The following is a 21901-nucleotide window of genomic DNA, read 5'->3' as shown; positions in this document are numbered from 1 at the left end:
GGTACAGGGCAGGAGACCGCAGCCAATATGACTGTTCACAGCGATTCTTACATTCTTGAGTCCGCCCACGGGCTGCGCGGGAGCTCTGATGCCGCATGACGCACAGGCAGCACGGAAGCCGGTCCAGTGCCTACTACGCACACCCCTCGCACGGGGATCCGCGCATCAGGGTGCTCATCCGGATTGACGCAGTTGAGGAGTCTGCCCGGGTCAACGTGCGCGGCGTCGTGACGCCGGCGAATGTCAGGGCGCTTTATGTCGTCTGCCGCCGCGTGACCGCGAAACTTCCCGGTTACGAAATCGTGGTGGACCTCGCCCACGCCCGCGTAACAGCCGAGGCCATCGAAGAACTGCACGACCATGCCAGTCGCTCGGTCGTGTCATCCGGCATCGACGGCACGGTCACCCCGTGCCGGCTGCGCATCGTGGATCCGCCGAACATTCTCAGAATCAAGGAGAACGCATGAAAGCCCTCGTCTATGGCGGTCCCGGTGAGAAGTCATGGACGGACGTTCCCGATCCGAAGATCCAGAATCCCAGCGACGTGATCGTCAAAGTGGAGACCACCACGATCTGCGGCACGGACCTCCATATTCTCAAGGGGGATGTTCCGGCCGTGACCAAGGGCCGGATCCTGGGCCATGAAGGCGTCGGCACCATCACGGAAACCGGTTCCTCGGTTACCAGCCTGAAAGTGGGGGACCGCGTCATCATCTCCTGCATCAAGTCCTGCGGCCACTGCGCCAACTGCAAGACCGGCTTGTACTCCCACTGCATGGGTGAGGAGGGGGCCTCCGGCATCGGCTGGGTCTTCGGCCACATGATCGACGGCACGCAGGCCGAGTACGTCCGCGTTCCCTACGCCGAAAACTCGCTCCACCTGCTCCCCGAGGGCGTCACCGACGAACAAGCCGTTATGCTCTCCGACATCCTCCCCACCGGCTTCGAGATTGGCGTGCAGTACGGTCGCGTCAAGCCCGGCGACACGGTCGCCGTCGTCGGTGCCGGACCGGTGGGCCTCGCCGCCATCGCTACCGCCGGACTCTACGGAGCCGCCACCATCATCGCCATCGACCTTGACTCGAACCGGCTGGACAAGTCCCGCGAATTCGGCGCCACCGACGTCGTTCTTTCCGGCGACGCCGACTGGAAGGAACAGGTGCTCGCGCTGACCGACGGGCAGGGCGTGGACGTGGCGATCGAGGCGGTCGGCATCCCGGCGACCTTCAGCATGTGCACGGACATCGTGCGCCCGGGCGGCAATGTGGCCAACGTCGGCGTGCACGGCAAGTCCGTGGAGCTGCATGTGGAAAACCTCTGGATCCAGAACATCAACATCAGCATGGGCCTGGTGAATGCCAACACCACCCCGATGCTGCTCAAACTCGTGGCCCAGAAGAAGGTGCCGGCGGAGAAGTTCGCCACCCACCACTTCAGCTTCGACCAGTTCCTGGAGGCCTACGACACGTTCGCCCGGGCCGCGGAAACCAAGGCGCTCAAGGTCGTGATCACGGCATGAAAGCCCTGGTCGTCTACGATTCGGCGCACGGCAACACCAGATCGGTAGCCGAGGCGATCGCCGGTTCGCTTGACGGACTGCAGGCGAGTTCGGTCCCGGTCGGCGACTTCAAGCCCGACACGCTCGCGGCCGGGGACCTCCTCGTGGTCGGCAGCCCCATCAACGGGTGGCGCCCGACGCCGAAGATCACCGCGCTGCTCGCCGCCCTGGGAGACGGTTCCCTCAATGGGGTGAAAGCCGCGGCGTTCGACACCCGCGTCCGGATGTTTATCCACGGCGATGCCGCCAAGAAGATCACGCATGCCCTGAAGGCGGGCGGGGCGGACATCATCGCCGAACCCATGCCCTTCTACGTGAAGGGAAGCGAAGGGCCTCTGCGCGACGGCGAAATCGAGAAAGCGGGAGGCTGGGCACGAACCCTCCTCACCTCACTTAGGAGCTGAGTGAGCTGATCTAAGTCATCTGAAAGGACGGCGGCCATGCGACCAGGCCGGATAGTCATGCTGGTGCTGGGCACGCTCAGCGCACTTCTCGGACTGGGGCTCCTGGCTGCGGCCGGCGCCGCAGGGTTCGCCAACTACCTGCAACGCGACAACGGCTACTTCACGACCCCGTCGGAACGTTATGCCACGAACTCCTATGCCCTGACGTCGCCGCGCCTCGACATCATGGCCGACGAGGGCGTGCCGGACACGGCCCCGGTCGGCGTGGTCGGAAGTGTCATGATCGGCGGATCGGCCGCCGCCGGCAAGGAAATCTTCATCGGCATCGGGCCGCGCAGCGACGTGGCGGCCTATCTGGACGGCGTCAGCCACTCAGAGATCACCGAGGTCCGGTTCAACCCCTTCCGGGTGGACTACCGTGACGTAGCCGGCACCCAGGTTCCGGCGAGGCCCGCGGACCAGGGGTTCTGGGCCGCATCCGCCAGCGGCACGGGGGAGCAGCAGCTCGAATGGGACCTGCGGTCCGGCAGCTGGGCTGTGGTGATCATGAACGCCGACGCCAGTGCCCCGGTGGTTGTGGACATGAAAGCCGGCGCCCGGTCCAACCTGCTGTGGCCCGTCTTTGTCGGGCTGCTGGTCGGCGGACTATTGTTCCTGCTCATCGGCGTTCCGCTGATCGTGCTTGGGGCCGCAGGGCTGGGCCGCGGCAAGGGAGGACCTCCCCAGCCCGGCCAGCTGCAGGCCGGACAGCCACAGCCCCGGCCGGGCGAGCTGCAGCCCTCGTCCGCGGCCTCCGCACCCCAGCCGTATGCGGCCGGCGCGGTGCCGGCTACGGTGCCGGGTTCCCCAGCGGGCGCCGTGGCGGGGGTCCCGCCGAGTGCCGGCGGTGTCTATCCGGCCCGGCTCAGCGGCTACCTGGACCCGAACCTGTCCCGCTGGAAGTGGCTGGTCAAGTGGCTCCTGGCGATCCCGCACTTCATTGTCCTCTTCTTCCTCTGGTTTGCCTTCGGCGTGGTCACCATCGTGGCCTGGTTCGCGATCCTCTTCACCGGGCGCTACCCGCGGTCGCTGTTCAACTTCAACGTCGGGGTGATCCGCTGGAGCTGGCGGGTGGCCTTCTACTCGTACGGGGCGCTCGGCACGGACACCTATCCGCCCTTCACGTTGGAGCGCACCGATTACCCGGCCGACTTCGACGTCGACTATCCGGAGAAGCTGTCCCGCGGCCTGGTGCTGGTGAAGTCCTGGCTGCTGGCCATTCCGCACCTGCTGATCATCTCGCTGCTGACCGGGACCGCCCAGACCTGGGTGAACCGCGACGGCGAATGGGTGCAGGTGAGCACGGGGCTCTCCCTGTTCGCGCTGCTCGTCTTCATCGCCGGGATCATCCTGCTGTTCACGGGCGTGTACTCGCGGGGTCTTTTCGACTTCCTCATGGGACTGAACCGCTGGATCTACCGAGTGGTTGCCTACGTTTCCCTGATGCGTGACGAATACCCGCCGTTCCGCCTGGATATGGGGCCGCGGGATCCGGGAGACGCCCCTGCGATTCCGCCGGCGGTGCCTCCGGCCGGGCCAGCGTACGCACCAGTCCCTGGCGGCCCCGCCGCCGCCGCCGGGATGGGCGCGGCCACGGCCGGGCCGGCCGAGGGCCAGACAGGCTTCTACGGAATCGGCGGGCCCGGCGCCTCCGGCCCGGACCAACCGGAAGCCCCGACGGGCCCGGAAACGCCACGCGCCTAGGAAGTCCAAACTCAACGGGTAACGCCTCTCGGGGAGCGCGCGAGACGCAGCTAGCTGCGGAACACGCTGACGTGCCCGCGGGAGTCTACTTCCACACCGAACCCGGCAGCAGCCGACTTGAGACCGTCAATGCGCAGAGCACCGAAGGGTGTCGGGCTCGTTGGGGAGCTTGTGGGCAGCTCCTCTGATCCCTGGGGTGCCAGCCCGAGCGTGGCGAGCATCATCGGAATGACTGAGGCCGCCGCCCAGGCCTGAGGACGGCACGACGCCGGGTACGGCAACGGGCCGCACTGCTCCGGGGTGTCGCCGGAGAACAGTTCGGGAAGACGGTAATTGAAGGCTTCCGCAGCGTCCAGAAGTGCCGCTGCCAGCTGCGCGGCTTCGCCCGCGTGTCCGGCTTTGGCCATGCCTTGCAGGATCACGGCGGTGTCGTGCGACCAGACAGACCCGGCGTGGTAGCGCAGGGGCCAGTAGCCTGCATTGCCCGTATCCAGGGTGCGGATGCCGAAGCCGGAGAACATGCTCGGGTGCATCAGCCGTTCCACCACCACCGAGGTCTCTTCCGCGTTGAGGATGCCCGTTCCCAGCAGATGGCCCATGTTGCTGGCCACCCCGTCGACGGCGCGCTTGTCCGCGTCCAGGGCGATGGCCGGGTAGGGGCCGAGGTGATCGGCGCACCAGAAGGACGCCCGGAATTTGCCGGCAAGGTCCTCGGAGTAGTCCCGCCACGCAGCTGCGCCCGGCCGTTCGAAGGCATCAAGGATGTCGGCGGCATTGACGGCGGCTTCATAGGCGTAGCCCTGGACCTCTGCCAAGGCGATCGGTCCGGTGGCGAGGGAGCCGTCGTTCCAGCGGATGGAGTCGCCCGAGTCCTTCCAGCCCTGGTTGGCCAAGCCGTGGCCGGTCTCGTCGATGTATTCGAGGAAGCCGTCACCGTCAGCGTCGGCCCAGTCCTTCAGCCACACGAGGGCGCGCTCCAGGTTATCCAGCAGCGCCTCGACTTCGGCGTCGGGCATGCCCCACTTCCAGGCGTCATGGAGCAGGGAAACCCACAGCAGGGTCGCGTCAACTGTGCCGAAGTACACCGGAGGTAAGGCCAGCCCTGCGTGGTCGCTGCCTTCGGGAAAGCGGAGTTCACCGCGGCGCATTTCGTGGAGGATCTTGCCCGGCTGCTCGGCCGTCTCGGCGACGCTCCGCGTTCCCTGCCGGGCGGCGAGGGTCCGCAGGGTTCCCGCGGCAAGCTCGGGATCAACGGGCAGCAGCATGCGTGCCGCGATGAGGGAATCACGGCCGAAGAGTGTGAAAAACCAGGGTGCGCCGGCGGCCAGGAACGTATCGTCCGGGGCCTGGGCAGTGGCCATGCGCAAGCCGCCGAGATCAGCCATGGCACGCTCAGCCAGAGCTGTCAGCCGTCGGTCGCCGGCGTGGACGGTCAGCCCCGCGGGGGCGGCACGCCGGGCGGCGATTACTGGAGCCTCGCTGTCCGCGGCGCCGACAGACCAGCCGGCAGTCGCAGAGCCGTGGGCAGGGACTGTGAGCTCCCAACGCAGCCGGAGCCTGTGGCCGTCCGAGGTAACGGAAGCGCCGGGCGCAGACAGCGACGACGTGACCCCGCCCGAGGCGGCGTGCCAAACATTACCGCGTTCCACCGGCCGGACCGGGTGCGATGCCGCTCCGGACTTAACTGTCTCCATCGGCGAAAAATCAGTACCGAGCACTATCTCGACCACGGCAACGGTGTCCAGGGAAAGGTCAGAGGCGAGCTGAATGTCCTCGGAAACATCTTCGGTCGTCACGGTGCGCGTTCTCGTAAGCCGGACCAGCGGGTCGCTTCCTTCGCCGCCGACCGTACGGACCAAGGCCTGGAATGATGCCGCGCCGCCTGTCTGTTTGCCTCCGACCATCTCGGGTTCCTCTCCACTGACTAGCAAGATGGCTTCGTCGATAACTCGGGTGTCCGCGCAATAGATTCCCTGGGCCCCGCCGGGTCGCAGCTGCCCGTCGTGGCCGCTCCATGCCTGCATCGGGGCGGCAAGCAGAACGTTCAGGTCGTGCAGAAACGGCTGGCGTTGGGTCATGAAGTTCCTCCTGGGAGGCCCTGGGGGCCTGAAGTGATGAGAAATGCGGGCGTTTCGCCGCGGCTAGTTGACAGTGACCTGAGCCACAATCCATGATGAGGCTATCGCTTTTGATCGTTCAAATACAGTTGTAGCCCAAATTTGAACGATCAAAAACATCATCGCAGTTCAAGAACCCGGAGGAACAATGGCGTCGAGGCCCACCCTGGCAAGCCTGGCCGAGCAGCTGGGTCTGTCCCGGCAGACAGTCTCCAACGCCATCAACGCCCCCGAACGCGTCAAGCCGGAAACGCTGCGGCGGGTCACCGACATGATCCTGACCACGGGCTACCGGCCCAACGCCGCGGCCAGGCAATTGCGCACCCGTCGGTCCCGAAACCTGGGCTTCCGCCTCATGCCCGCGGAGGACGGAATCAATGGTGCAATTCTGGACAGGTTCCTGCACTCGCTGACCGAGAACCTGCAGGAGTACGGCTACCGGGTGACGCTGTTTGCCGCACGCGATGACGAAGCGGAAATCCGATCCTACGAGGAGCTCCTGGAAACGTCCGATCTCGACGGATTCGTCCTGGCGGGCACCCACCATGGTGATGCGCGCAGTGACTGGCTCCTGGCCAGAAGCGTGCCCTTCGTGACCTTCGGCCGCCCGTGGAACGCCTCCGGCGATGACAGGGACTGCGCCCACTCCTGGGTTGACGTCGACGGCCGCGCCGGCACTGCGGAGGCCACAAACTACTTGCTGGGCCGGGGCCACCGACGGATCGGATTCCTCGGGTGGCCGGAAGGCTCAGGCGTTGGTGACGACCGTCGGGCCGGGTGGGCATCCGCCCTCCACGGGGCCATGCCCCCCGCAGACCTGGATGCCTTGTCGGTGGGTGTCCCCGACGGTACCCGGCAGGGGGCCGAGGGGGCCCGGCTGCTGCTCGAACGGGGCGCGACCGCCGTGGTCTGCGCCAGCGACTCGCTCGCCCTTGGCGCATCAGAACAGTTCCGGGCCGCGGCGCCGGGAACGCCGCCTGCGGTCATCGGCTTCGACGACACACCCGTGGCCGCCGCCATGGGGCTCAGCAGCGTCGCCCAGCCGGTGGAACAGGCCGCCAAGGAAATCGTGGACATCATGCGCCACGTCCTCGACGGCTCACCGGACGAACAGGTCCCCGTGACCCATCGCCTGCTCAAGCCCCGGCTGGTCCTGCGCGACGGCGGCGGCCCGCTTGCCAACCCGCCGTCCACCTGACTCATCATCTGACCCACCACGCCAAGAACTTCCCGGCTATCCATGCTTTGCTGCGCGTCCAACGATGGGCGCGTCCTAAATGAAACGGAGATTGACCCATGGCAAGAACTCGAACACTGCGAATGGTTACCGGCGCCGCGGCCGTCGCGAGCGCCCTGGCGCTCAGCGCCTGCGGCTCAGGATTCAGCAGCCCGGCCACCAGTGGTTCGGCCGACACTGCCGGCTCCGGGCCGATCAGCGTCCTGATCGGCAGCTCCGGTGAGGCGGAGACGACTGCAGTCAAGTCCGCCGTCGCCGACTGGTCCAAGGCATCCGGGACCGAGGCCTCCGTTGCTGTGGCCTCCGACATGGTGCAGCAGCTCAGCCAGGGATTCGCCTCGGGCAAGCCGGCTGACGTGTTCTACGTTTCCACTGACCAGTTCTCCGGCTTCGCAGCCAACGGTTCGCTTGAGCCGTACGGGGATTCCCTTGAGAATAAGGGCGATTTCTACCCGGGGCTGGCCAAGGCGTTCAGCTATGACGGCAAGCTCTACTGCGCCCCCAAGGACTTTTCGACGCTCTCCCTGGTGATCAACACAGATAAGTGGGCGGCCGCCGGGCTCACCGACGCAGACGTCCCCACCACCTGGGACGGCCTGGCCTCAGCGGCCAAGAAACTCACCAGTGGTCCGACGACCGGGCTCGCCTTCAGCCCCGAAATAGCCAGGATCGGCGCCTTCTTCCCGCAGGCCGGAGGCTCCTTTGTTAGTGAAGACGGCAAAACGGCCACCATCAACAGCCCCGAAAACGTCGAGGCCCTGGGCTTCGTGAAATCCCTGCTTAACGACGGAACGGCGAAGTACTCCTCCGACCTCGGCGCGGGCTGGGGCGGCGAGGCCTTCGGCAAGGGACTCTCCGCCATGACCATCGAAGGGAACTGGATCGGCGGCGCGCTGTCCAAGGACTTCCCCGACGTGAAGTACCGCTCCGTAGAGCTCCCGGCAGGACCGAAGGGCAAGGGGACCCTGCAGTTCACCAACTGCTGGGGCATCGCCGCAGACAGCAAGAACAAGCCGGCCGCGAAGAAACTGGTGGAACAGCTGACCAGCACGCAGAGCCAGATCGGTTTCGCCAAAGCCTTCGGCGTCATGCCGTCCGTCCAGTCCGCGGCAGCCGAGTTCAAGTCCGAATTCCCCGCCCAGGCCGCATCCCTTGCTGGCGCCGAATACGCACAGACGCTGCCCTCACAGCCCGGCGCAGCCGATGTCATCAAAGACCTGAACGCCAAGCTCGCAACGCTCAAGACCTCCGATCCGAAAACCATTCTGGATGCCGTCCAGACTGAAATGACCGCGGTCCTGGCCAAATGACCATGGCGTCACAACTGCTCACCCGGCGGCGTTCAGGCATCCACGGACGCCAGAACGCCACCGGGTGGCTCTTCATCGCACCCGTGGTGATCATCCTCGGGCTGTTCCTGGCGCTGCCGGTAGCCATGGCTGCTTGGGTCAGCGTCTCCGACTGGACCGGCCGGGGCAGTCCCTTCTCGGGCACCACCAACTTCGTGGGAACCGAAAACTACGCCGCCATCCTCTCCGGAGGCGGCTTGGCCGAGCGGGATTTCGGCACCGCGCTGCGGAACAATTTCTACTACGTCATCCTCACCGTCCCGCTCCAAACGGCGCTGTCGTTGCTGCTGGCAGTGCTGGTGAACAGGCGCATCCTGAAGGGCAGGGGTTTCTTCCGCACCGCCTTCTACTTCCCGTCGGTGACCAGTTCGGTGGCCATCACCGTGCTGTGGCTCTTCCTTTTCAGCGCCAGCGGCGTCGTCAACAAGCTTCTGGCACTTTTCGGCGTTGTCGGGCCCAACTGGTTCCAGGACCCCAACGGCGTGCTGCACCTGATTGCCGCCAGCCTCGGCATCACCACCCCGCCTGCAGCAATGGCCGGCAACACGTTTCTGGGCGTGAGCTGGTGGGAATGGCTGTCCGGACCATCGGTGGCGATGTCCGCCTTCATTCTGATGGCTGTCTTCACGACCTCGGGAACATTCATGCTGCTGTTCATCGCCGCGCTGCAGAACCTCCGCGGCGAACTCGAGGAAGCGGCCATGCTTGACGGGGCCAGCGGCTGGCAGCGCTTCTGGTACGTCACCCTTCCCATGCTGCGCCCCACCCTCTTTACAGTCATCACCCTGGGCCTGATCGGCACCTGGCAGGTCTTCGACCAGATCTACACCGGCACCCAGGGCGGTCCCGCGAAGACCACCCTGACCCCTGCCTACCTCTCGTTCAGCACCGCCTTCAACAACCAGCAATGGGGGCAGGGAGCCGCCATCGGTTTCCTGCTGTTCGCCATCATCATCTTCTTCGCGATCATCCAGCGGCTGATCCTGCGGGAACGCACCACTGTCCCGCGCCGCAAGCGGTTCAACCCGCCGCCGCCCAAGGGAGGAACCAAATGACCGTGTCCCCCGTCAGCCCGCCCGTCATTGATGCCGAACACCAGGCCTCTCCGCCGCGGACCCCCACGCCACGGCGGACGCCGCCAAAGGTCCGGGCGCGGAAACCGGCAAACTGGGGCTGGGTGGTCTACGTTGTCCTGATCCTGCTGGCGATAATCTACATTTTCCCCTTCCTGGTCAACATAGCGACGTCGTTCAAGACGGAACCTGATGCGGCAGCCGATCCGCTGTCTCTTGTCCCAGCGACATGGACCGCCGCCGCCTATGAGCGGCTGTTCCTAAACTCAGACTTTCCGGTCTGGTTCAAGAACTCAATCGTGGTCACTGTCCTCGTCACCTTCGGGCGCGTGTTCTTCGACCTGCTGGCCGGCTACGCACTGGCCCGGCTGCGATTCCGCGGACGATCCGCAGTTTTTGCGGCACTCATCGCCGTTATGGCCGTTCCCGGCGTAGTGCTCCTGATCCCCAAGTTCCTCGTGATAAATCAGCTGGGAATTTACGACTCCTACTTCGGAATGATCATTCCGCTGCTGGCCGACGCTGCAGGCGTCTTCATCATGAAGAACTTCTTCGAGTCAATCCCCGTGAGCGTGGAGGAACAGGCAAAGGTGGATGGGGCGGGAACCTTCCGGACGTTCTGGTCTATCGTTCTGCCCATGTCAGTTCCCGCGGTCATGACTATCGTCATCCTGTCGTTCCAGGGGTCCTGGAACGAGCTAAGCCATTTCATCGTCTCAACCCAGGACCCCGCACTGACCACCCTGACCAAAGGCGTGGCCCAACTGTCCTCCGGCCAACTCAGCGCCGGAACTCAGTACCCGCTGAAGCTGGCGGCCGCGGCGATCATGACCATTCCGGTCGCCATCGTCTTCTTCATTTTCCAGAAGCAGATCATGAACGCTACGGCCGGAGCGGTCAAGGAATAGCGGCTCATTCAGATGCCGGAGTTTCGGACGTGGAGCCCCGGCCGGTAGTCACGCCGGCGTCGGAGGCAACGGGAGAAGTACCCCCGGACCTCCGGGAAAACCCAGCGGCCGGGCAGCCCACCAGAGCCGCCCGGCCGCTTTGCTGCGCCGAGTAGATTTTGCCGATCGCCAGGCCTCCCAAAGACTCCGCCGCTGCGCCCCGCTGCCGCGACCGCAAACTTCTTGAAAAAGATATCTACATGCATGTGCATCCAAACGCGCCCGTGCGCCGGTAGTAGGGGTGTAAGCAAAAATCGCCCGCCTGGCGGGCCGTTGAAGGAGATGTAAATGCGTACCAGCCTTTTCACAGCAGGCGCCGTGGCAATCGCGGCAGCTCTTACCCTTGCCGGCCCCGCCCAGGCGGCCGAGTCCGACGCCCAGCTGTCCGTTCTTCACGGCGTGCCGGGTCTGACCGTTGACGTCTGGGTCAACGGCGAACGCACCCTCGACGATTTCGCCCCCGGGACCCTGGCCGGTCCGCTGGCTCTGCCGGCCGGCGACTACGACCTGGCCATCACCGCCGCCGATGCCGCGGACGCCTCCGCCCCCGTGATCGGGCCCGTGAAGGTCACCCTCGCCGCCAGCGGCAACTACACCGCCGTGGCCAACCTCGACGCCGCGGGCGCACCGACGGCCAACTTCTTCACGAACGACGTTTCGCAGATTGATCCCGGCAAGGGCAAGCTCACGGTCCGCCACACGGCAGCGGCGCCGGCCGTGGATGTCCTCGCTGGCGGCACGCCCGTCATCTCCGGCCTGGCCAACCCCAATGAGGAGACCCTCACGCTGGATCCCGGCACGTTGTCCGTGGCGGTGGCCGCCGCCGGCACCACGGCACCGGTCATCGGCCCGGCAGATGTGACGGTTGCCGAGGGCACCCACACGGTCGTGTACGCGTGGGGAAGCCTCGCGGACAACAACCTGGCAGTGGCCGTGCAGAACATTGAGGGCCTGCACTCCGCCCCCGCCGGTGTCCCCGGCGCACGCTCCGGCGCCGCTGACGGAACCGCATCAGCCGGCCAGACAGCCGCCACGGTAGGCATCGGCGCCGCGGTCCTCCTGTTGCTTGCCGGCGGGGTCGCCGTGTCCCGCAAGCAGCCGGCGCTCCGCCGCACCCGCTAGGCCGCACCCGCTAGTGCCGGCCGCCCGGCTACCCGCCGGGCGGCCGGCACACGAGCTTCAACAGGGCAGGAGGACGGACATGAAGCGCACGACGACGGCGGAAGCCACCCGGCGGCCACCGGCTCGTGGTCCGCGGCTCTCCGCACAAGTCTCCGCCGCCCGGATCGCGGCCGCAGCTGTCACGATGGCGCTTCTGATCGCGGGATGCACCGCACCCCAGGAAACCGCGCCGCCGCAGCCCCTGTCCACGGAGAGTCCGGGCACGGAGAGTGCCGAGGCGGAGACAGCCACCCCGCAGCCCCCGACCCCGGCGCAGGCCACTGCCGCCCCCGGCCCCGCGCCGGCCATCCCGGTCCGGCCGGCCACCCCACAGGCCCAGACGCCCAAGGACCCGGCCCCGCGCTTCCTGACTGTGGCGGGAACCACCATCAACATGCCGATCGTGGAGGTGGGCGTCAGCCCGGACGGGGCGATGGAGATCCCGGAGCCGTTCAATGAGGCCGGCTGGTACCGCTTCGGCCCGGCCCCCGGAGCCGCCGCCGGCACCGCGGTGGTCGCGGCGCACGTCGACACGACCTCCGATACGGCGCCCTTTTCCCAGCTTAAATCGCTCGAGCCCGGCACCCTCGTGACGGTGCAGCGCGACGGGGCAGCGCCCGTGACGTTCCGGGTGACCGGGGTGGAGCTCATGGCCAAGGACGCGTTCGACGGCGCATCCATCTTCCGGCGCGACGGCCCGCCCGAACTGAAGCTGGTGACCTGCGGCGGCCGATGGCTGGACGAACAACAGGACTACGGCGACAATGTGATTGTCACGGCGGTGCCGGCATGACTCAGGATGCCGCGCTCATCGTCGCCACCAGCAGGGGGAAGGAGCCGGGCTTGGCACCTTTCGACGCCTCTTCCGCTTGGGACGCGCGGCTCAACGAGTCCTTCGCCGCCGGTGACGAAACCGCCCTGGCAGAGGCGTACCGGCAGTTCGCGCCCCTGGTGCACACGCTGGCGCTGCGCTCGCTGCGGGACAACTCCGCCGCCGATGATGTCACCCAGGAAGTGTTCATCCGGGTCTGGCGCTCGCGGTCTGCGTTCGACCCGTCGAAAGCGCGGCTGCCGGCGTGGATCGTGGGCATCACCCGGAACGCGATCACGGACGCGCAGGCGGCTTCGATGCGGGAAACCCGGAAGGTGCTTGCCGCCGTCGAACTCTCTCCGGACCCGGAACAGGCGGCCGGGCACGCGGCCGCGGAGGTCCTGGCCGACCGGCTCCTGCTGGACGGGGAACTGGAAAGGCTCGGGGAGCCTCAGGGATCCATCCTCAAGCTCGCCTTCTACGATGACCTGACGCATTCGCAGATTTCACAGAAACTGGACCTGCCCCTTGGTACGGTCAAAAGTCACATCCGCCGCAGCCTGTCCCAGCTCAGAACCCGATTGGAGGTAGACCGTGCAACATCTTGATCCGGAGTCCCTGAGCCTGCTGGCCCTCGGCGAAGAGCTCGGAGACGACGCCGCGGACCACCTCCGTTCCTGCCCCAGCTGTGCGGCGGACTACGCCGGCTTCCGCCGAGCCGTCGTGGCGGCGAAGCCCGGGCCACCCGACGCCTCCATGCTGGAGTCCCCGGGACCGCAGGTGTGGGCTGGAATCCACCGCACCCTGGGGCTTTCCGCCGCCGTCGCAGCCGACCCGCTGGGATCGCCGGCGTCGTCGGACTCCCGCCCGCCGTCTCCGGCTGCGGCACAGACACAGCCGCCGCAGCAGGGGGAGATACAGCCGCCGCAGCCGGCGGCCGGCGCCCCGACGCCGCTCCCGTCCCGCGAGGACCGGGCCGAGCGGAAGCGGGAACCACGTGGGGGCTCCGGCTGGATCCGCCGTCCCGGGGTTTGGCTGGCGGCTGCAGCGTCCACGGCACTGCTGGCGGCAGGGATCTTCTGGTCCGTGCAGCAGAACCAGCCTGCGGTGACCCCGCTGGCCCAGGCCGAACTGGCGCCTGTGGATCAGCATTCCGCTACCGGCTCGGCCCGGGTCGTCGAGACCAAGGACGGGCAGCGGACCCTTGAGGTCCAGGTCGATAAGAACGAGGCCCGCGGGTACCAGGAGGTCTGGCTGATCGCGCCGGATCTGTCCCGGCTGGTGAGCCTGGGCGTCATGACCTCCGAGTCCGGGACTTTCGCGGTTCCGGCGGGCCTGGATCTGGGCGAGTACCCCATTGTGGACGTCTCGGACGAGCCGATCGACGGCAATCCCGCGCACTCCAGCGTGAGCATTGTCCGCGGAACCTTGGCCTCGTGAACCGGACCGCCCCCTTGCCAGCGGACCCGGGCGAGAACATAGTGGAGGGAATTCACCACTCCACCGCGGGAGGCAGGCGACCATGCTGAACAACGAGGTGCCGGGAAACGGACTGCTGAAGGGCAAGACCGCGCTGATCTACGGTGCGGGCGGTTCCATTGGCGGGGCCGTGGCACGGGCCTTCGCGGCGGAGGGGGCCTTCGTCCACCTCGCCGGCCGCACCGAGTCGCGGCTGGAAAAGGTGGCCCGGGACATCCAGGAGGACGGCGGGCGGGCGGAAACGTCCGTCGTCGATGCCCTGGACGAGGAACAGGTCGACGCGTTCGTGGACCGGGTGGCCAAGAAGAACAAACGGATCGACATCTCCTTCAACGTCATTTCCTTCGGCGACATCCAGCAGCCGCTGATGGACATTGACGTCAACGACTTCACGCAGCCCATCAGCCTGGCTACCCGCACCCATTTCCTCACCACGAGGGCCGCGGCGACGCACATGATCAAGCAGCGCTCGGGTGTGGTGCTGATGTTCGGAGGCTCCGGCCCCCAAACCGCGCCCGGGCTCGGCGGCTTCAAGGTGGCCCTGGATGCCATGGAGGGGCTGCGCCGGCAGTGGGCCCTGGAACTCGGCAAACACGGCATCCGGGTGGTCACCATGGTGTCCGGCGGCATCATCGAGACGATCCCGTGGCAGACGGAGGGCCGCGAGGAGATCATCGTGGAGATCTCCAAATCCGCCCACCTGAACCGCACCGCAACGCTGGCCGACGTCGGAAACGTCGCCTGCTTCGTGGCGTCGGACAAGGCCGGCGCCATCACCGACGCCACGGTCAACATCTCCGCCGGCGCGATTGTGGACTATTAGGGGCTAAGACACCAGGTTCGCCGCGGCGCCGTCCATGTGCTCAAGGATCGTCTGCCGCGCGAGCGAGGCGTCGCCGGACTCGATGGCCGTGACGATGTCGTAGTGCCTGTCGACGCTCATGTTGCTGACAGCCCGCTCCAGACCCGCGAACATGATCGACATGCGGATGGAACCCTCCAGGGACTCCCAGGAGTGCAGCAGGGTTTCGTTGCCGGTGAGGCGGCACATCGTCCGATGGAACTCGAGGTCGGATTCAATCCGCTCTTCCAGGCTGCCCTCGGCGGCCGCGGCCATGGCTTCGATCGCGATGCGCAGCGAAGCAGTGACCTCGACGCGGTCCGGCAGTTCGCACAAAGTTCGCGCCGCGAGCGATTCGAGCGCGGCCCGCACTGCGAAGATGTCGCGGATTTCCTTGGCGTCCAGGTGGCGCACCGACAGCCGGCCCCGCGGCCCGGCCGAGAGCAGGCCCTCCTGCTCCAGCTGCCGCAGTGCCTCCCGCAGGGTCCCGCGGCTGATCTGCAGCATGTCCGACAACTCGGTCTCCACGAGGTGCCGTCCGGGCTCCAGTTCGCCGCTGGTAATGGCGATGCGCAGCGCGGACAGGGCTTGTTCGCGGAGACTCTTCTTCTCGAGTCCCAGCAGCGGTGCTGTAGCTCCGGCCATGGCAGTTGTCCTCAATATTGCGGGGTGACGGTTGACAACCTACTGTCAACCGTTGGTGTGTTAACTGTTGATCTTACGGGAGAAGCACGGCACAGGCCGGTGCCCGTGCCGCGCTTCTGCCGCTGCCGCGTGTTAGCCCAGTTCCGCGAGGACTTTCGCGACGATTTTCTGGACGGTGAGCCCATAGCGGTCGTGCAGGGTGGGCAGGGCGCCGGCGTCGAGGAACTGGTCCGGCAGGGCGATCGGTACGACGCGTTTGCCCAGGCCGGCGGTGACGACGGCGGACGCGACGGTTTCGAAAAGCCCGCCGACCACGCTGTGGTTTTCCAGCGTCACCGCGAGGCGGTCGGTGTTGAGTTCGGCGAGGACCGTTGCGGTGTCGAAGGGTTTGATGGTGGGGGCGTGGACGACGGCGACATCGACGTGGTGGGCGGCCAGGGCCTCGGCGGCCTGGAGCGCCCGCATGGTCATCAGGCCGCTGGAAATGAGGACGACGTCGGCGCCGCTGCGCAGGACCTTGGCTTTGCCGAGTTCGAAGCTGTAGTCATACTGGTCGAGGACGGTCGGGACGTTGCCGCGCAGCAGCCTCAGGTAGCTGGGTCCCGCGCTGGCGGCGAGCTGCGGGACGGCCTGTTCGATGTCCAGGGAATCGCACGGATCCACGATGGTCAGGTTGGGCATGCCGCGGAAAATCGCCATGTCCTCGGTGGCCTGGTGGCTGGGGCCGTACCCCGTGGTCAGGCCGGGGAGGCCTCCGACGATGTTGACGTTCAGGTTCGGTTCGGCGGCGTCCAGGCAGAGGAAGTCGTAGGCGCGCCGCGCCGCGAAAACGGAATACGTCGACGCGAAGGGCACCAGGCCCGTCTCGGCCAGGCCGGCCGCGGCCCCGAAGAGCAGCTGCTCGGCCATGCCCATCTGGAAAAACCGTTCGGGGTAGGCCTGGGCGAAGATGTGCATGTCGGTGTACTTGCCCAGGTCCGCGGTCAGGCCCACGATTTTCTCGTTCTCCTGAGCTGCCTTCACCAGGGCGTGCCCGAACGGTGCCGAGGCGGTCTTCTGGCCCGGATCGGCGAAGGACGCGATCATGGCCGAGGTCTTCAGCTTGGGTGCGGCGGTGGTGCTCATGAGCTGGTCCTTTCTTCGTATCCGGCGGTCAGCTGCTCGCGGCAGGTCTGCCATTCGTGTTCCTCGATGCGCATGAAGTGCGCCTTTTCCCGGTCCTCCAGCAGCGGCACGCCACGGCCGACCTTCGTGTCGCACAGGATCACGGAGGGCCGTCCGGTGAGGGCCGCCTGGGCGGCGGCGTTGTCGAACGCGGTCAGCAAGGCTGCCATATCGTTGCCGTCGATGCGCTGGGTGTACCAGCCGAAGGCCTCCCACTTTTCCGTGACGGGTTCGGTGCGGAGCACGGTGTCGGTTTTGCCGTCGGCCTGCAGGGCGTTGATGTCCACCATCGCGGTCAGGTGGCCGAGCTGGTGGTGGTGGGCGCCCATCGCGGCCTCCCAGGTGGAGCCTTCGTCGAGTTCGCCGTCGGAGAGGAAGTTGTAGACCCTCGCCGCGAACCCCTGGTGGCGCAGGCCCAGGGCAATGCCCACGGCGATGGAGAGCCCGTGGCCCAGGGAGCCGCCGGAGATTTCCATCCCGGGGGTGTAGGTGGACATCCCGGACATCGGCAGCCGGGAATCGTCCGAGCCGTAGGTGTCCAGTTCCTCGACCGGGATGACCCCGCCCTCGGCCAGGGCCGCGTAGTGCCCGATGGCGTAGTGGCCGGTGGAGAGCAGGAACCGGTCGCGTTCCGCCCACTCCGGGTCGTCGGCGCGGAACCGTAGCTGGTCCGCGTACACGGCGGCGAGCATGTCCGCCGCGCCCAGGGCCTGGCCCACGTAGCCCTGGCCCTGGACCTCGCCCATGGTCAGGGCGTGGTGCCGGATCCGGTACGCCGCGGCCGAGACACTGGCAAGACGTTCTGTGCTGGCGTTAGCCATGGTTTCCTCCGTGCGGGTCATGTGCGCTTCTTCGGTCGTGGTCATCAGACGTTCACCGACTCGGGGGTGCTTTTGCTGGCCTCATCCGCGAGCTGGCGCTCACGCTTGCCCCAGGTTTCCCGGGTGACGAGGGCGGCCCAGAGGCCGATCGCGGCGTAGAAGCTGAAGAGCAGTGCCGGGCCCATCCAGCCGAAGCTGACGAACAGCAGCGTGGTGATGAAGGGGGTGAAGCCGGAGACCATGGCCGAGATCTGATAGGCCAGTGAGGCCCCGGAGGAGCGGGTCTTGGCCTGGAACAGTTCGGGGAACCAGGCGCCCTGGGCGCCGGCGAGGGAGTTCTGGCAGACGGCGTAGGAGATGGCGACGGTGGCGATGATGGCGATGAACATACCGGTGTTGACCAGCAGGAACATCGGGATGCCGAACAGCAGGGCGAAGGCGCAGGACCAGATGTACAGGGGGCGGCGGCCGATCCTGTCCGTGAGCCGGGCCCAGGCCTGGGTGGCGAAGATGCCGATGGCAGAGGCGATGCAGAGGGCCACCAGGGTCTGGGTCTTGTCCGCGAGCTGCTCGGTGTGGAGGTAGGAAATCATGTACGTGATGGACACGGCGTACCCGGCGGTCTCGGCGATGCGCAGGCCGATGCCCTTGACGATGTTGCGCCAGTCGGTCTTGATGACCTCGGTGATGGGGGACTTGACGATGGCGCCGCTTTCCTTGACCTCGTCGAAGACGGGGGACTCGGGGACTTTGGCGCGGATGATCAGGCCGACGGCGACCAGGACGATGCTGGCCAGGAACGGCACGCGCCAGGCGAGTTCGCCGCCGAGGTTCACGCTGACCAGGAAGACCAGGTTCGCCAGGAGCAGGCCAACGGGGAAGCCGGCCTGCACGATGCCGGTGTACTTGCCCTTGGATTTCCACGGGGCGTGTTCGTAGCTCATCAGGATCGCCCCGCCCCATTCGGCGCCGAAGGCCAGGCCCTGGACGATGCGGACGAACACGAGCAGGGCCGGGGCCAGCAGGCCCACCTGCTCGTAGGTGGGGAGCAGGCCGATCATGAATGTGGCCACACCCATGAGGATCAGCGAGGCCACGAGGACGGGCTTGCGGCCCACCTTGTCGCCGAGGTGGCCGCCGATGATGCCGCCGATGGGCCGGGCGGCGAAGCCGACGCCCAGGGTGGCGAACGCGGCGAGGGTCCCGGTGACCGGGTCGCCGGTGGGGAAGAACGCCGTGCCAAAGTACAGGGCAGCTGCCGTGCCGAAACCGATGAAGTCATAGGTCTCGATCACTGCGCCGACGCCGGAGCCGACGGCGACCCGCTTTGCGTCCTTGGTGCCATGCACGTGGCCGCGCATTTTCAGAGCTTCGTTGCTCATGGTGGATCCCTTTCGATTAGCGGCTGACGCCTCGGCGCCATCACTGTCGACTGTTAACAACTGATGCAATCCAGTGTGACCTCCGCCATACCCTAATGTCAACAGTCAACTTCAAAGGTTGACTGTTGACAGTGACTGTCCGTAGTGTGGTCCGCATCACCACCGCCCCCGGGCATGACCAGAGGATCAACGACGATGTTCAACTCCCGACTCGGCTGCTCGTCCATCAGCTTCCGGCACCAGGACCTGTCCACGGCGCTCCGCACCATCGCTGACCTCGGCTTCGAGGAAATCGACCTGGGCGCCCTCCCGGGCGTCTGTGACCACGTCCCCTACGAACTGGATCTGCCCGCCGTCGCACTCGTGGCCGCCGAGGTCGCGGCCTCCGGACTCCGGGTGCGCTCGGTCAACGGGGACATCGGGGACCTCAACGCCGTCCTCGACGCCGACGGGGAGTCGGCCCGAGAACGTCACCTGACGGCGCTGCTCACGCTCACCGCCGACACCGGAGCCAAGGCGCTGGTCCTTCCCTGCGGAGCCCTCAGCCACGAACCGGTCCGGAGCCTTGAGGAGGACCTGGACGCTGTCGCTGCCGCGCTGATCCACGCCGGGCAGTGCGCGGCAGGGTTCGGCGTCGAGGTCTGGACCGAATCGCTGCACTTCCTGCGGTTCTGCTGGAACCTCGAGCGCGCCGACCTGCTCGCCCGGCGGCTGGCCGGGTCCGGCGTCGGAATCGTCATGGACTTTAGCCACATCGTGGCCGCCGGCGAGGATCCCCTGGAGTACCTCCGGCGCCACGGGGGACGGATCTCGCACGTCCATCTGCGCGACGCCGTCCCGGGGAACATCAACCTCAGCATCGGCAACGGCCACGCGGACTTCGCCGCGGGACTCCGCGGACTCGCGGCGCAGGGCTACACCGGCCACTTCTCGCTCGAACTCGAAACCCGGGACGTCCCCCACGGGGAACGCCCGGCCGCGGCCGCCAAGGCCGCCAGCTTCATCACCGACCTCATCTGACCACCGGTTGCTCCGTAACTGCCGTTTTGACCCCTCAAAAGGGCAGTTACGGAGCAACCGATCCCAGCAAAGAGTTACAACACACCATTCAAGGAGCATCATGAGCAACACCATCCAGCGCACCGCCGTCCTGACCGGAGCCACCTCGGACCGCGGCATCGGCATCACCACCGCACGCCGCTACGCCAACGACGGCTGGGCGGTCGTCATCCTGGACCTCGACGGCGAGAAGTCCGCCAAGGTCGCCGCGGACATCGGCAACGAGTTCAACGTTCCCGCGTTCGGGCACGAGATCGACGTCGCCAACGAGGAATCCGTCAACGCCGCCTACCGGGCCGTCGCGGCCGAAATCGGTGCCGGCAACCTTCCCCCGGTCGGCGCCCTGGCCAACATCGCCGGCATCACCTCGCCGGTGCCGTTCCTGGAAACCACCCTCGAGCTGTGGAACAAGGTCATGGCAGTGAATTCCACCGGCACCTACCTCGTCACCAAGGCCTTCCTGCCGGACATGATTGCCAGCGGCTGGGGCCGGATCGTCAACATGTCCTCCGTCTCGGCCCAGCGCGGCGGCGGTGTGTTCGGGAAAGTCCCCTACTCCGCCGCCAAAGCCGCCATCCTCGGCTTCACCAAGGCGCTGGCCCGTGAAATCGGCAGCACCGGCGTGACCGTCAACGCCATCACGCCCGGCGCGGTGGACACCAATATCCGGGTCGGCAGCACGGAGGAGCAGGAAGCCGCCATCAACGCGGGCATTCCCGTGGGCCGCAACGCCAGCACCGAGGAAATCGCGGCCGTCATCACGTTCCTGTCCTCCGAGGAATCCGCCTACCTCACCGGAACCACCATCGACATCAACGGCGGAAGCCACATCCACTAGCAGGGTTCAAAATCCAGGCGCCCACCGACTTCGAGGGCTGCTGAGCGCCCCCTATTCCACCGTGACCTTGACCCGCTGGACCACGTTGTTGCCCATGCCCTGGTAGTTCCAGACCTGCTCCAGCGGCTGGGTGGCGCCGCTGGCGTCGGTGGCGCGGCAGGACAGCTCGTGTTCGCCGGGGTCGGCCACCCAGGGCAGGGACCAGGCGCACCAGGCGAAGGGCGCGGCCGAATGTTCCAGTTGCGCGGTCGCCCACTTGCCGTCGATTCCCACCTCGACGCGCTGCACCGCACCCTCCCCGGACCAGGCCCGGCCGGTCAGCAGCACCGGCCCGGCCGGCACGATCCGGCTCCGGGTGAAGAAGTCCGGGACGCCCGGCGGGACCATCAGCGAGCGGACCTTGATCCAGGTGACGGGGATGCCGGCGTCGTCAGCGTCCTGCTGGTAGCGGTACGCGACGGCCTGCTGGAAACCGTCGAAGGGCTTGGTGAGCACCTTGATCGAGGAGAGCCACTTGACGCTCGCCATGCCGTACCAGCCGGGGACCACCAGCCGCAGCGGGTAGCCGTGCTGCGGCGGCAGGTCGTTGCCGTTCATCCGGTAGGCCAGCACGATGTCGGGCCGCAGGGCTTCCGCAATCGGAAGGCTCCGGGCGTACTGCTGCCGGACGCCACCCTGGATCCCGCTGTCGGCGCCGGTGAACACCACCTCCACGGCATCGTCCTCCACCCCGGCCTGGGCCAGCAGGTAGGCGAGCGGAACCCCGGTCCAGACGGCGGTGCCGACGGCCTCAAGCCGCCAGGGCTGGCTCAGCGGGCGGGGCCGCAGCAGCGAGCGGCCGTTGCCGGCGCACTCCAGGGTCACGGGCATGCTGATCCTGGGCGACCGGCGGAGCGCCTTGAGGTTCAGCTCCAGGGACCGCTGCACGGCGCCGTTGATCCGCAGGTGCCATTGCTCGGCATCGATGAACGGGATGTCGAAATGGTTCAGCAGGTAATGCAGCCCGGGAGGGGTGGTGTCCTGCCGCAGCGCCTCCAGCGGCATGGAGTGGTTCCGCGCGGCAAGCTGCAGTTCCTCCGCCGTCAGCGGGCCGTGGCTCGGCTCGCCGGGATGCGGCGCGAGTTTCCGGCTGGCCCTCGGGGTCTTCAGGATGGACGAGTGTCGGGACATCTGCTTTGGCATGGCACTGCGATTCTGCTCCGGACCGGCCCGGTTGTGGACCGGTGACACCTGCCTTCAGGTCTACGCCGCAGCCCGGAAGTCGTCAATACT

General features: G+C 66.9%; 21 protein-coding genes. 15 read left to right on the top strand and 6 right to left on the bottom strand.

Features of this window, described 5'->3' with window-relative positions:
• The first annotated feature begins 95 nt into the window (after positions 1-95).
• Genes AC06G6_RS19330 through AC06G6_RS19315 form a run of 4 tightly spaced genes read left to right on the top strand, consistent with a single transcriptional unit; the run spans position 96 to position 3705 of the window.
• The gene (locus AC06G6_RS19330; protein WP_479824832.1) at positions 96-467 is read left to right on the top strand and encodes a hypothetical protein; all 372 of its coding nucleotides are present in this window, start codon (positions 96-98) and stop codon (positions 465-467) included.
• On the top strand, positions 464-1519 hold the full coding sequence (locus tag AC06G6_RS19325; protein WP_479824830.1) for a zinc-dependent alcohol dehydrogenase family protein: 1056 nt from the start codon (positions 464-466) through the stop codon (positions 1517-1519). The genes AC06G6_RS19330 and AC06G6_RS19325 overlap by 4 nt, the downstream gene beginning before the upstream one ends.
• Complete coding sequence (locus AC06G6_RS19320) at positions 1516-1962, top strand: flavodoxin family protein (protein WP_479824828.1); 447 nt, start codon at positions 1516-1518, stop codon at positions 1960-1962. Before AC06G6_RS19325 ends, AC06G6_RS19320 begins: the two co-directional genes overlap by 4 nt.
• 36 nt (positions 1963-1998) lie before the next feature.
• A complete protein-coding gene (locus tag AC06G6_RS19315; RefSeq protein ID WP_479824826.1) occupies positions 1999-3705 on the top strand; it encodes a DUF4389 domain-containing protein in 1707 nt (568 codons plus the stop codon).
• Positions 3706-3755: 50 nt separating this feature from the next.
• Here AC06G6_RS19315 and AC06G6_RS19310 read toward each other — a convergent pair whose 3' ends face one another.
• On the bottom strand, positions 3756-5783 hold the full coding sequence (locus AC06G6_RS19310) for a glycogen debranching N-terminal domain-containing protein (RefSeq protein WP_479824824.1): 2028 nt from the start codon (positions 5781-5783) through the stop codon (positions 3756-3758).
• A gap of 187 nt (positions 5784-5970) precedes the next feature.
• Between AC06G6_RS19310 and AC06G6_RS19305 the strand changes: the two genes are divergently transcribed.
• From AC06G6_RS19305 to AC06G6_RS19265, 9 genes are all read left to right on the top strand, one after another.
• Positions 5971-7020, top strand: coding sequence for a LacI family DNA-binding transcriptional regulator (locus AC06G6_RS19305; protein ID WP_479824822.1), 1050 nt, complete (start codon positions 5971-5973; stop codon positions 7018-7020).
• A 122-nt stretch (positions 7021-7142) separates the two neighbouring features.
• Positions 7143-8369, top strand: a complete 1227-nt coding sequence (locus tag AC06G6_RS19300) for a sugar ABC transporter substrate-binding protein (RefSeq protein ID WP_479824820.1) — start codon at positions 7143-7145, stop codon at positions 8367-8369.
• A gap of 2 nt (positions 8370-8371) precedes the next feature.
• Positions 8372-9463, top strand: a complete 1092-nt coding sequence (locus AC06G6_RS19295) for a carbohydrate ABC transporter permease (RefSeq protein WP_479824818.1) — start codon at positions 8372-8374, stop codon at positions 9461-9463.
• Positions 9460-10389, top strand: a complete 930-nt coding sequence (locus AC06G6_RS19290) for a carbohydrate ABC transporter permease (RefSeq protein WP_479824816.1) — start codon at positions 9460-9462, stop codon at positions 10387-10389. Before AC06G6_RS19295 ends, AC06G6_RS19290 begins: the two co-directional genes overlap by 4 nt.
• Before the next feature lie 327 nt (positions 10390-10716).
• Positions 10717-11550 (top strand): DUF4397 domain-containing protein, encoded by an 834-nt coding sequence (locus AC06G6_RS19285; RefSeq protein ID WP_479824814.1) that lies wholly within the window; start codon positions 10717-10719, stop codon positions 11548-11550.
• A gap of 79 nt (positions 11551-11629) precedes the next feature.
• On the top strand, positions 11630-12382 hold the full coding sequence (locus tag AC06G6_RS19280; RefSeq protein ID WP_479824812.1) for a class F sortase: 753 nt from the start codon (positions 11630-11632) through the stop codon (positions 12380-12382).
• A complete protein-coding gene (locus AC06G6_RS19275) occupies positions 12379-13008 on the top strand; it encodes an RNA polymerase sigma factor (RefSeq protein ID WP_479824810.1) in 630 nt (209 codons plus the stop codon). The genes AC06G6_RS19280 and AC06G6_RS19275 overlap by 4 nt, the downstream gene beginning before the upstream one ends.
• Entirely contained in the window at positions 12995-13840 is an 846-nt protein-coding gene (locus tag AC06G6_RS19270; RefSeq protein ID WP_479824808.1) for an anti-sigma factor domain-containing protein, read from the top strand. Before AC06G6_RS19275 ends, AC06G6_RS19270 begins: the two co-directional genes overlap by 14 nt.
• Positions 13841-13922: 82 nt before the next feature.
• Positions 13923-14702 (top strand): SDR family NAD(P)-dependent oxidoreductase, encoded by a 780-nt coding sequence (locus tag AC06G6_RS19265; protein WP_479824807.1) that lies wholly within the window; start codon positions 13923-13925, stop codon positions 14700-14702.
• A 3-nt stretch (positions 14703-14705) separates the two neighbouring features.
• Here AC06G6_RS19265 and AC06G6_RS19260 read toward each other — a convergent pair whose 3' ends face one another.
• From AC06G6_RS19260 to AC06G6_RS19245, 4 genes are all read right to left on the bottom strand, one after another.
• Complete coding sequence (locus AC06G6_RS19260) at positions 14706-15365, bottom strand: GntR family transcriptional regulator (RefSeq protein ID WP_479824806.1); 660 nt, start codon at positions 15363-15365, stop codon at positions 14706-14708.
• Positions 15366-15497: 132 nt separating this feature from the next.
• Positions 15498-16490: a transketolase family protein gene (locus AC06G6_RS19255; protein WP_479824804.1), complete on the bottom strand. Its 993-nt coding sequence runs from the start codon at positions 16488-16490 to the stop codon at positions 15498-15500.
• Positions 16487-17371 (bottom strand): transketolase, encoded by an 885-nt coding sequence (locus AC06G6_RS19250; RefSeq protein WP_479824802.1) that lies wholly within the window; start codon positions 17369-17371, stop codon positions 16487-16489. Before AC06G6_RS19250 ends, AC06G6_RS19255 begins: the two co-directional genes overlap by 4 nt.
• A 23-nt stretch (positions 17372-17394) precedes the next feature.
• Positions 17395-18732, bottom strand: a complete 1338-nt coding sequence (locus tag AC06G6_RS19245; RefSeq protein ID WP_479824800.1) for an MFS transporter — start codon at positions 18730-18732, stop codon at positions 17395-17397.
• A gap of 195 nt (positions 18733-18927) precedes the next feature.
• On the opposite strand from AC06G6_RS19245, the gene AC06G6_RS19240 reads away from it, so the two are divergent.
• Both AC06G6_RS19240 and AC06G6_RS19235 read left to right on the top strand, forming a co-directional pair.
• Positions 18928-19752 carry a sugar phosphate isomerase/epimerase family protein gene (locus AC06G6_RS19240; RefSeq protein WP_479824798.1) on the top strand — a complete coding sequence of 275 codons (825 nt, stop codon included), beginning with the start codon at positions 18928-18930 and terminating at the stop codon, positions 19750-19752.
• A gap of 100 nt (positions 19753-19852) precedes the next feature.
• Positions 19853-20629 (top strand): SDR family NAD(P)-dependent oxidoreductase, encoded by a 777-nt coding sequence (locus AC06G6_RS19235; RefSeq protein ID WP_479824796.1) that lies wholly within the window; start codon positions 19853-19855, stop codon positions 20627-20629.
• Between the two features lie 51 nt (positions 20630-20680).
• Here AC06G6_RS19235 and AC06G6_RS19230 read toward each other — a convergent pair whose 3' ends face one another.
• Positions 20681-21799 (bottom strand): sulfite oxidase, encoded by a 1119-nt coding sequence (locus AC06G6_RS19230; protein ID WP_479828773.1) that lies wholly within the window; start codon positions 21797-21799, stop codon positions 20681-20683.
• Between the last annotated feature and the right edge of the window lie 102 nt (positions 21800-21901).

Source organism: Arthrobacter sp. CJL-S3 (assembly GCF_056711635.1).
The sequence above is the reverse complement of the archived record's forward strand: the minus strand, read 5'-3'. Positions and strand labels throughout refer to the sequence as shown.

What these genes read in the sequence shown, in the direction of transcription:
- AC06G6_RS19230 (WP_479828773.1), bottom strand. Translation starts at nt 21,799, where the DNA reads ATGTCCCGACACTCGTCCATCCTGAAGACCCCGAGGGCCAGCCGGAAA.
- AC06G6_RS19305 (WP_479824822.1), top strand. Translation starts at nt 5,971, where the DNA reads ATGGCGTCGAGGCCCACCCTGGCAAGCCTGGCCGAGCAGCTGGGTCTG.
- AC06G6_RS19300 (WP_479824820.1), top strand. Translation starts at nt 7,143, where the DNA reads ATGGTTACCGGCGCCGCGGCCGTCGCGAGCGCCCTGGCGCTCAGCGCC.
- AC06G6_RS19320 (WP_479824828.1), top strand. Translation starts at nt 1,516, where the DNA reads ATGAAAGCCCTGGTCGTCTACGATTCGGCGCACGGCAACACCAGATCG.
- AC06G6_RS19240 (WP_479824798.1), top strand. Translation starts at nt 18,928, where the DNA reads ATGTTCAACTCCCGACTCGGCTGCTCGTCCATCAGCTTCCGGCACCAG.
- AC06G6_RS19260 (WP_479824806.1), bottom strand. Translation starts at nt 15,365, where the DNA reads ATGGCCGGAGCTACAGCACCGCTGCTGGGACTCGAGAAGAAGAGTCTC.
- AC06G6_RS19265 (WP_479824807.1), top strand. Translation starts at nt 13,923, where the DNA reads ATGCTGAACAACGAGGTGCCGGGAAACGGACTGCTGAAGGGCAAGACC.
- AC06G6_RS19285 (WP_479824814.1), top strand. Translation starts at nt 10,717, where the DNA reads ATGCGTACCAGCCTTTTCACAGCAGGCGCCGTGGCAATCGCGGCAGCT.
- AC06G6_RS19330 (WP_479824832.1), top strand. Translation starts at nt 96, where the DNA reads ATGACGCACAGGCAGCACGGAAGCCGGTCCAGTGCCTACTACGCACAC.
- AC06G6_RS19235 (WP_479824796.1), top strand. Translation starts at nt 19,853, where the DNA reads ATGAGCAACACCATCCAGCGCACCGCCGTCCTGACCGGAGCCACCTCG.
- AC06G6_RS19295 (WP_479824818.1), top strand. Translation starts at nt 8,372, where the DNA reads ATGGCGTCACAACTGCTCACCCGGCGGCGTTCAGGCATCCACGGACGC.
- AC06G6_RS19280 (WP_479824812.1), top strand. Translation starts at nt 11,630, where the DNA reads ATGAAGCGCACGACGACGGCGGAAGCCACCCGGCGGCCACCGGCTCGT.
- AC06G6_RS19325 (WP_479824830.1), top strand. Translation starts at nt 464, where the DNA reads ATGAAAGCCCTCGTCTATGGCGGTCCCGGTGAGAAGTCATGGACGGAC.
- AC06G6_RS19290 (WP_479824816.1), top strand. Translation starts at nt 9,460, where the DNA reads ATGACCGTGTCCCCCGTCAGCCCGCCCGTCATTGATGCCGAACACCAG.
- AC06G6_RS19315 (WP_479824826.1), top strand. Translation starts at nt 1,999, where the DNA reads ATGCGACCAGGCCGGATAGTCATGCTGGTGCTGGGCACGCTCAGCGCA.
- AC06G6_RS19245 (WP_479824800.1), bottom strand. Translation starts at nt 18,732, where the DNA reads ATGAGCAACGAAGCTCTGAAAATGCGCGGCCACGTGCATGGCACCAAG.
- AC06G6_RS19310 (WP_479824824.1), bottom strand. Translation starts at nt 5,783, where the DNA reads ATGACCCAACGCCAGCCGTTTCTGCACGACCTGAACGTTCTGCTTGCC.
- AC06G6_RS19250 (WP_479824802.1), bottom strand. Translation starts at nt 17,371, where the DNA reads ATGACCCGCACGGAGGAAACCATGGCTAACGCCAGCACAGAACGTCTT.
- AC06G6_RS19255 (WP_479824804.1), bottom strand. Translation starts at nt 16,490, where the DNA reads ATGAGCACCACCGCCGCACCCAAGCTGAAGACCTCGGCCATGATCGCG.
- AC06G6_RS19275 (WP_479824810.1), top strand. Translation starts at nt 12,379, where the DNA reads ATGACTCAGGATGCCGCGCTCATCGTCGCCACCAGCAGGGGGAAGGAG.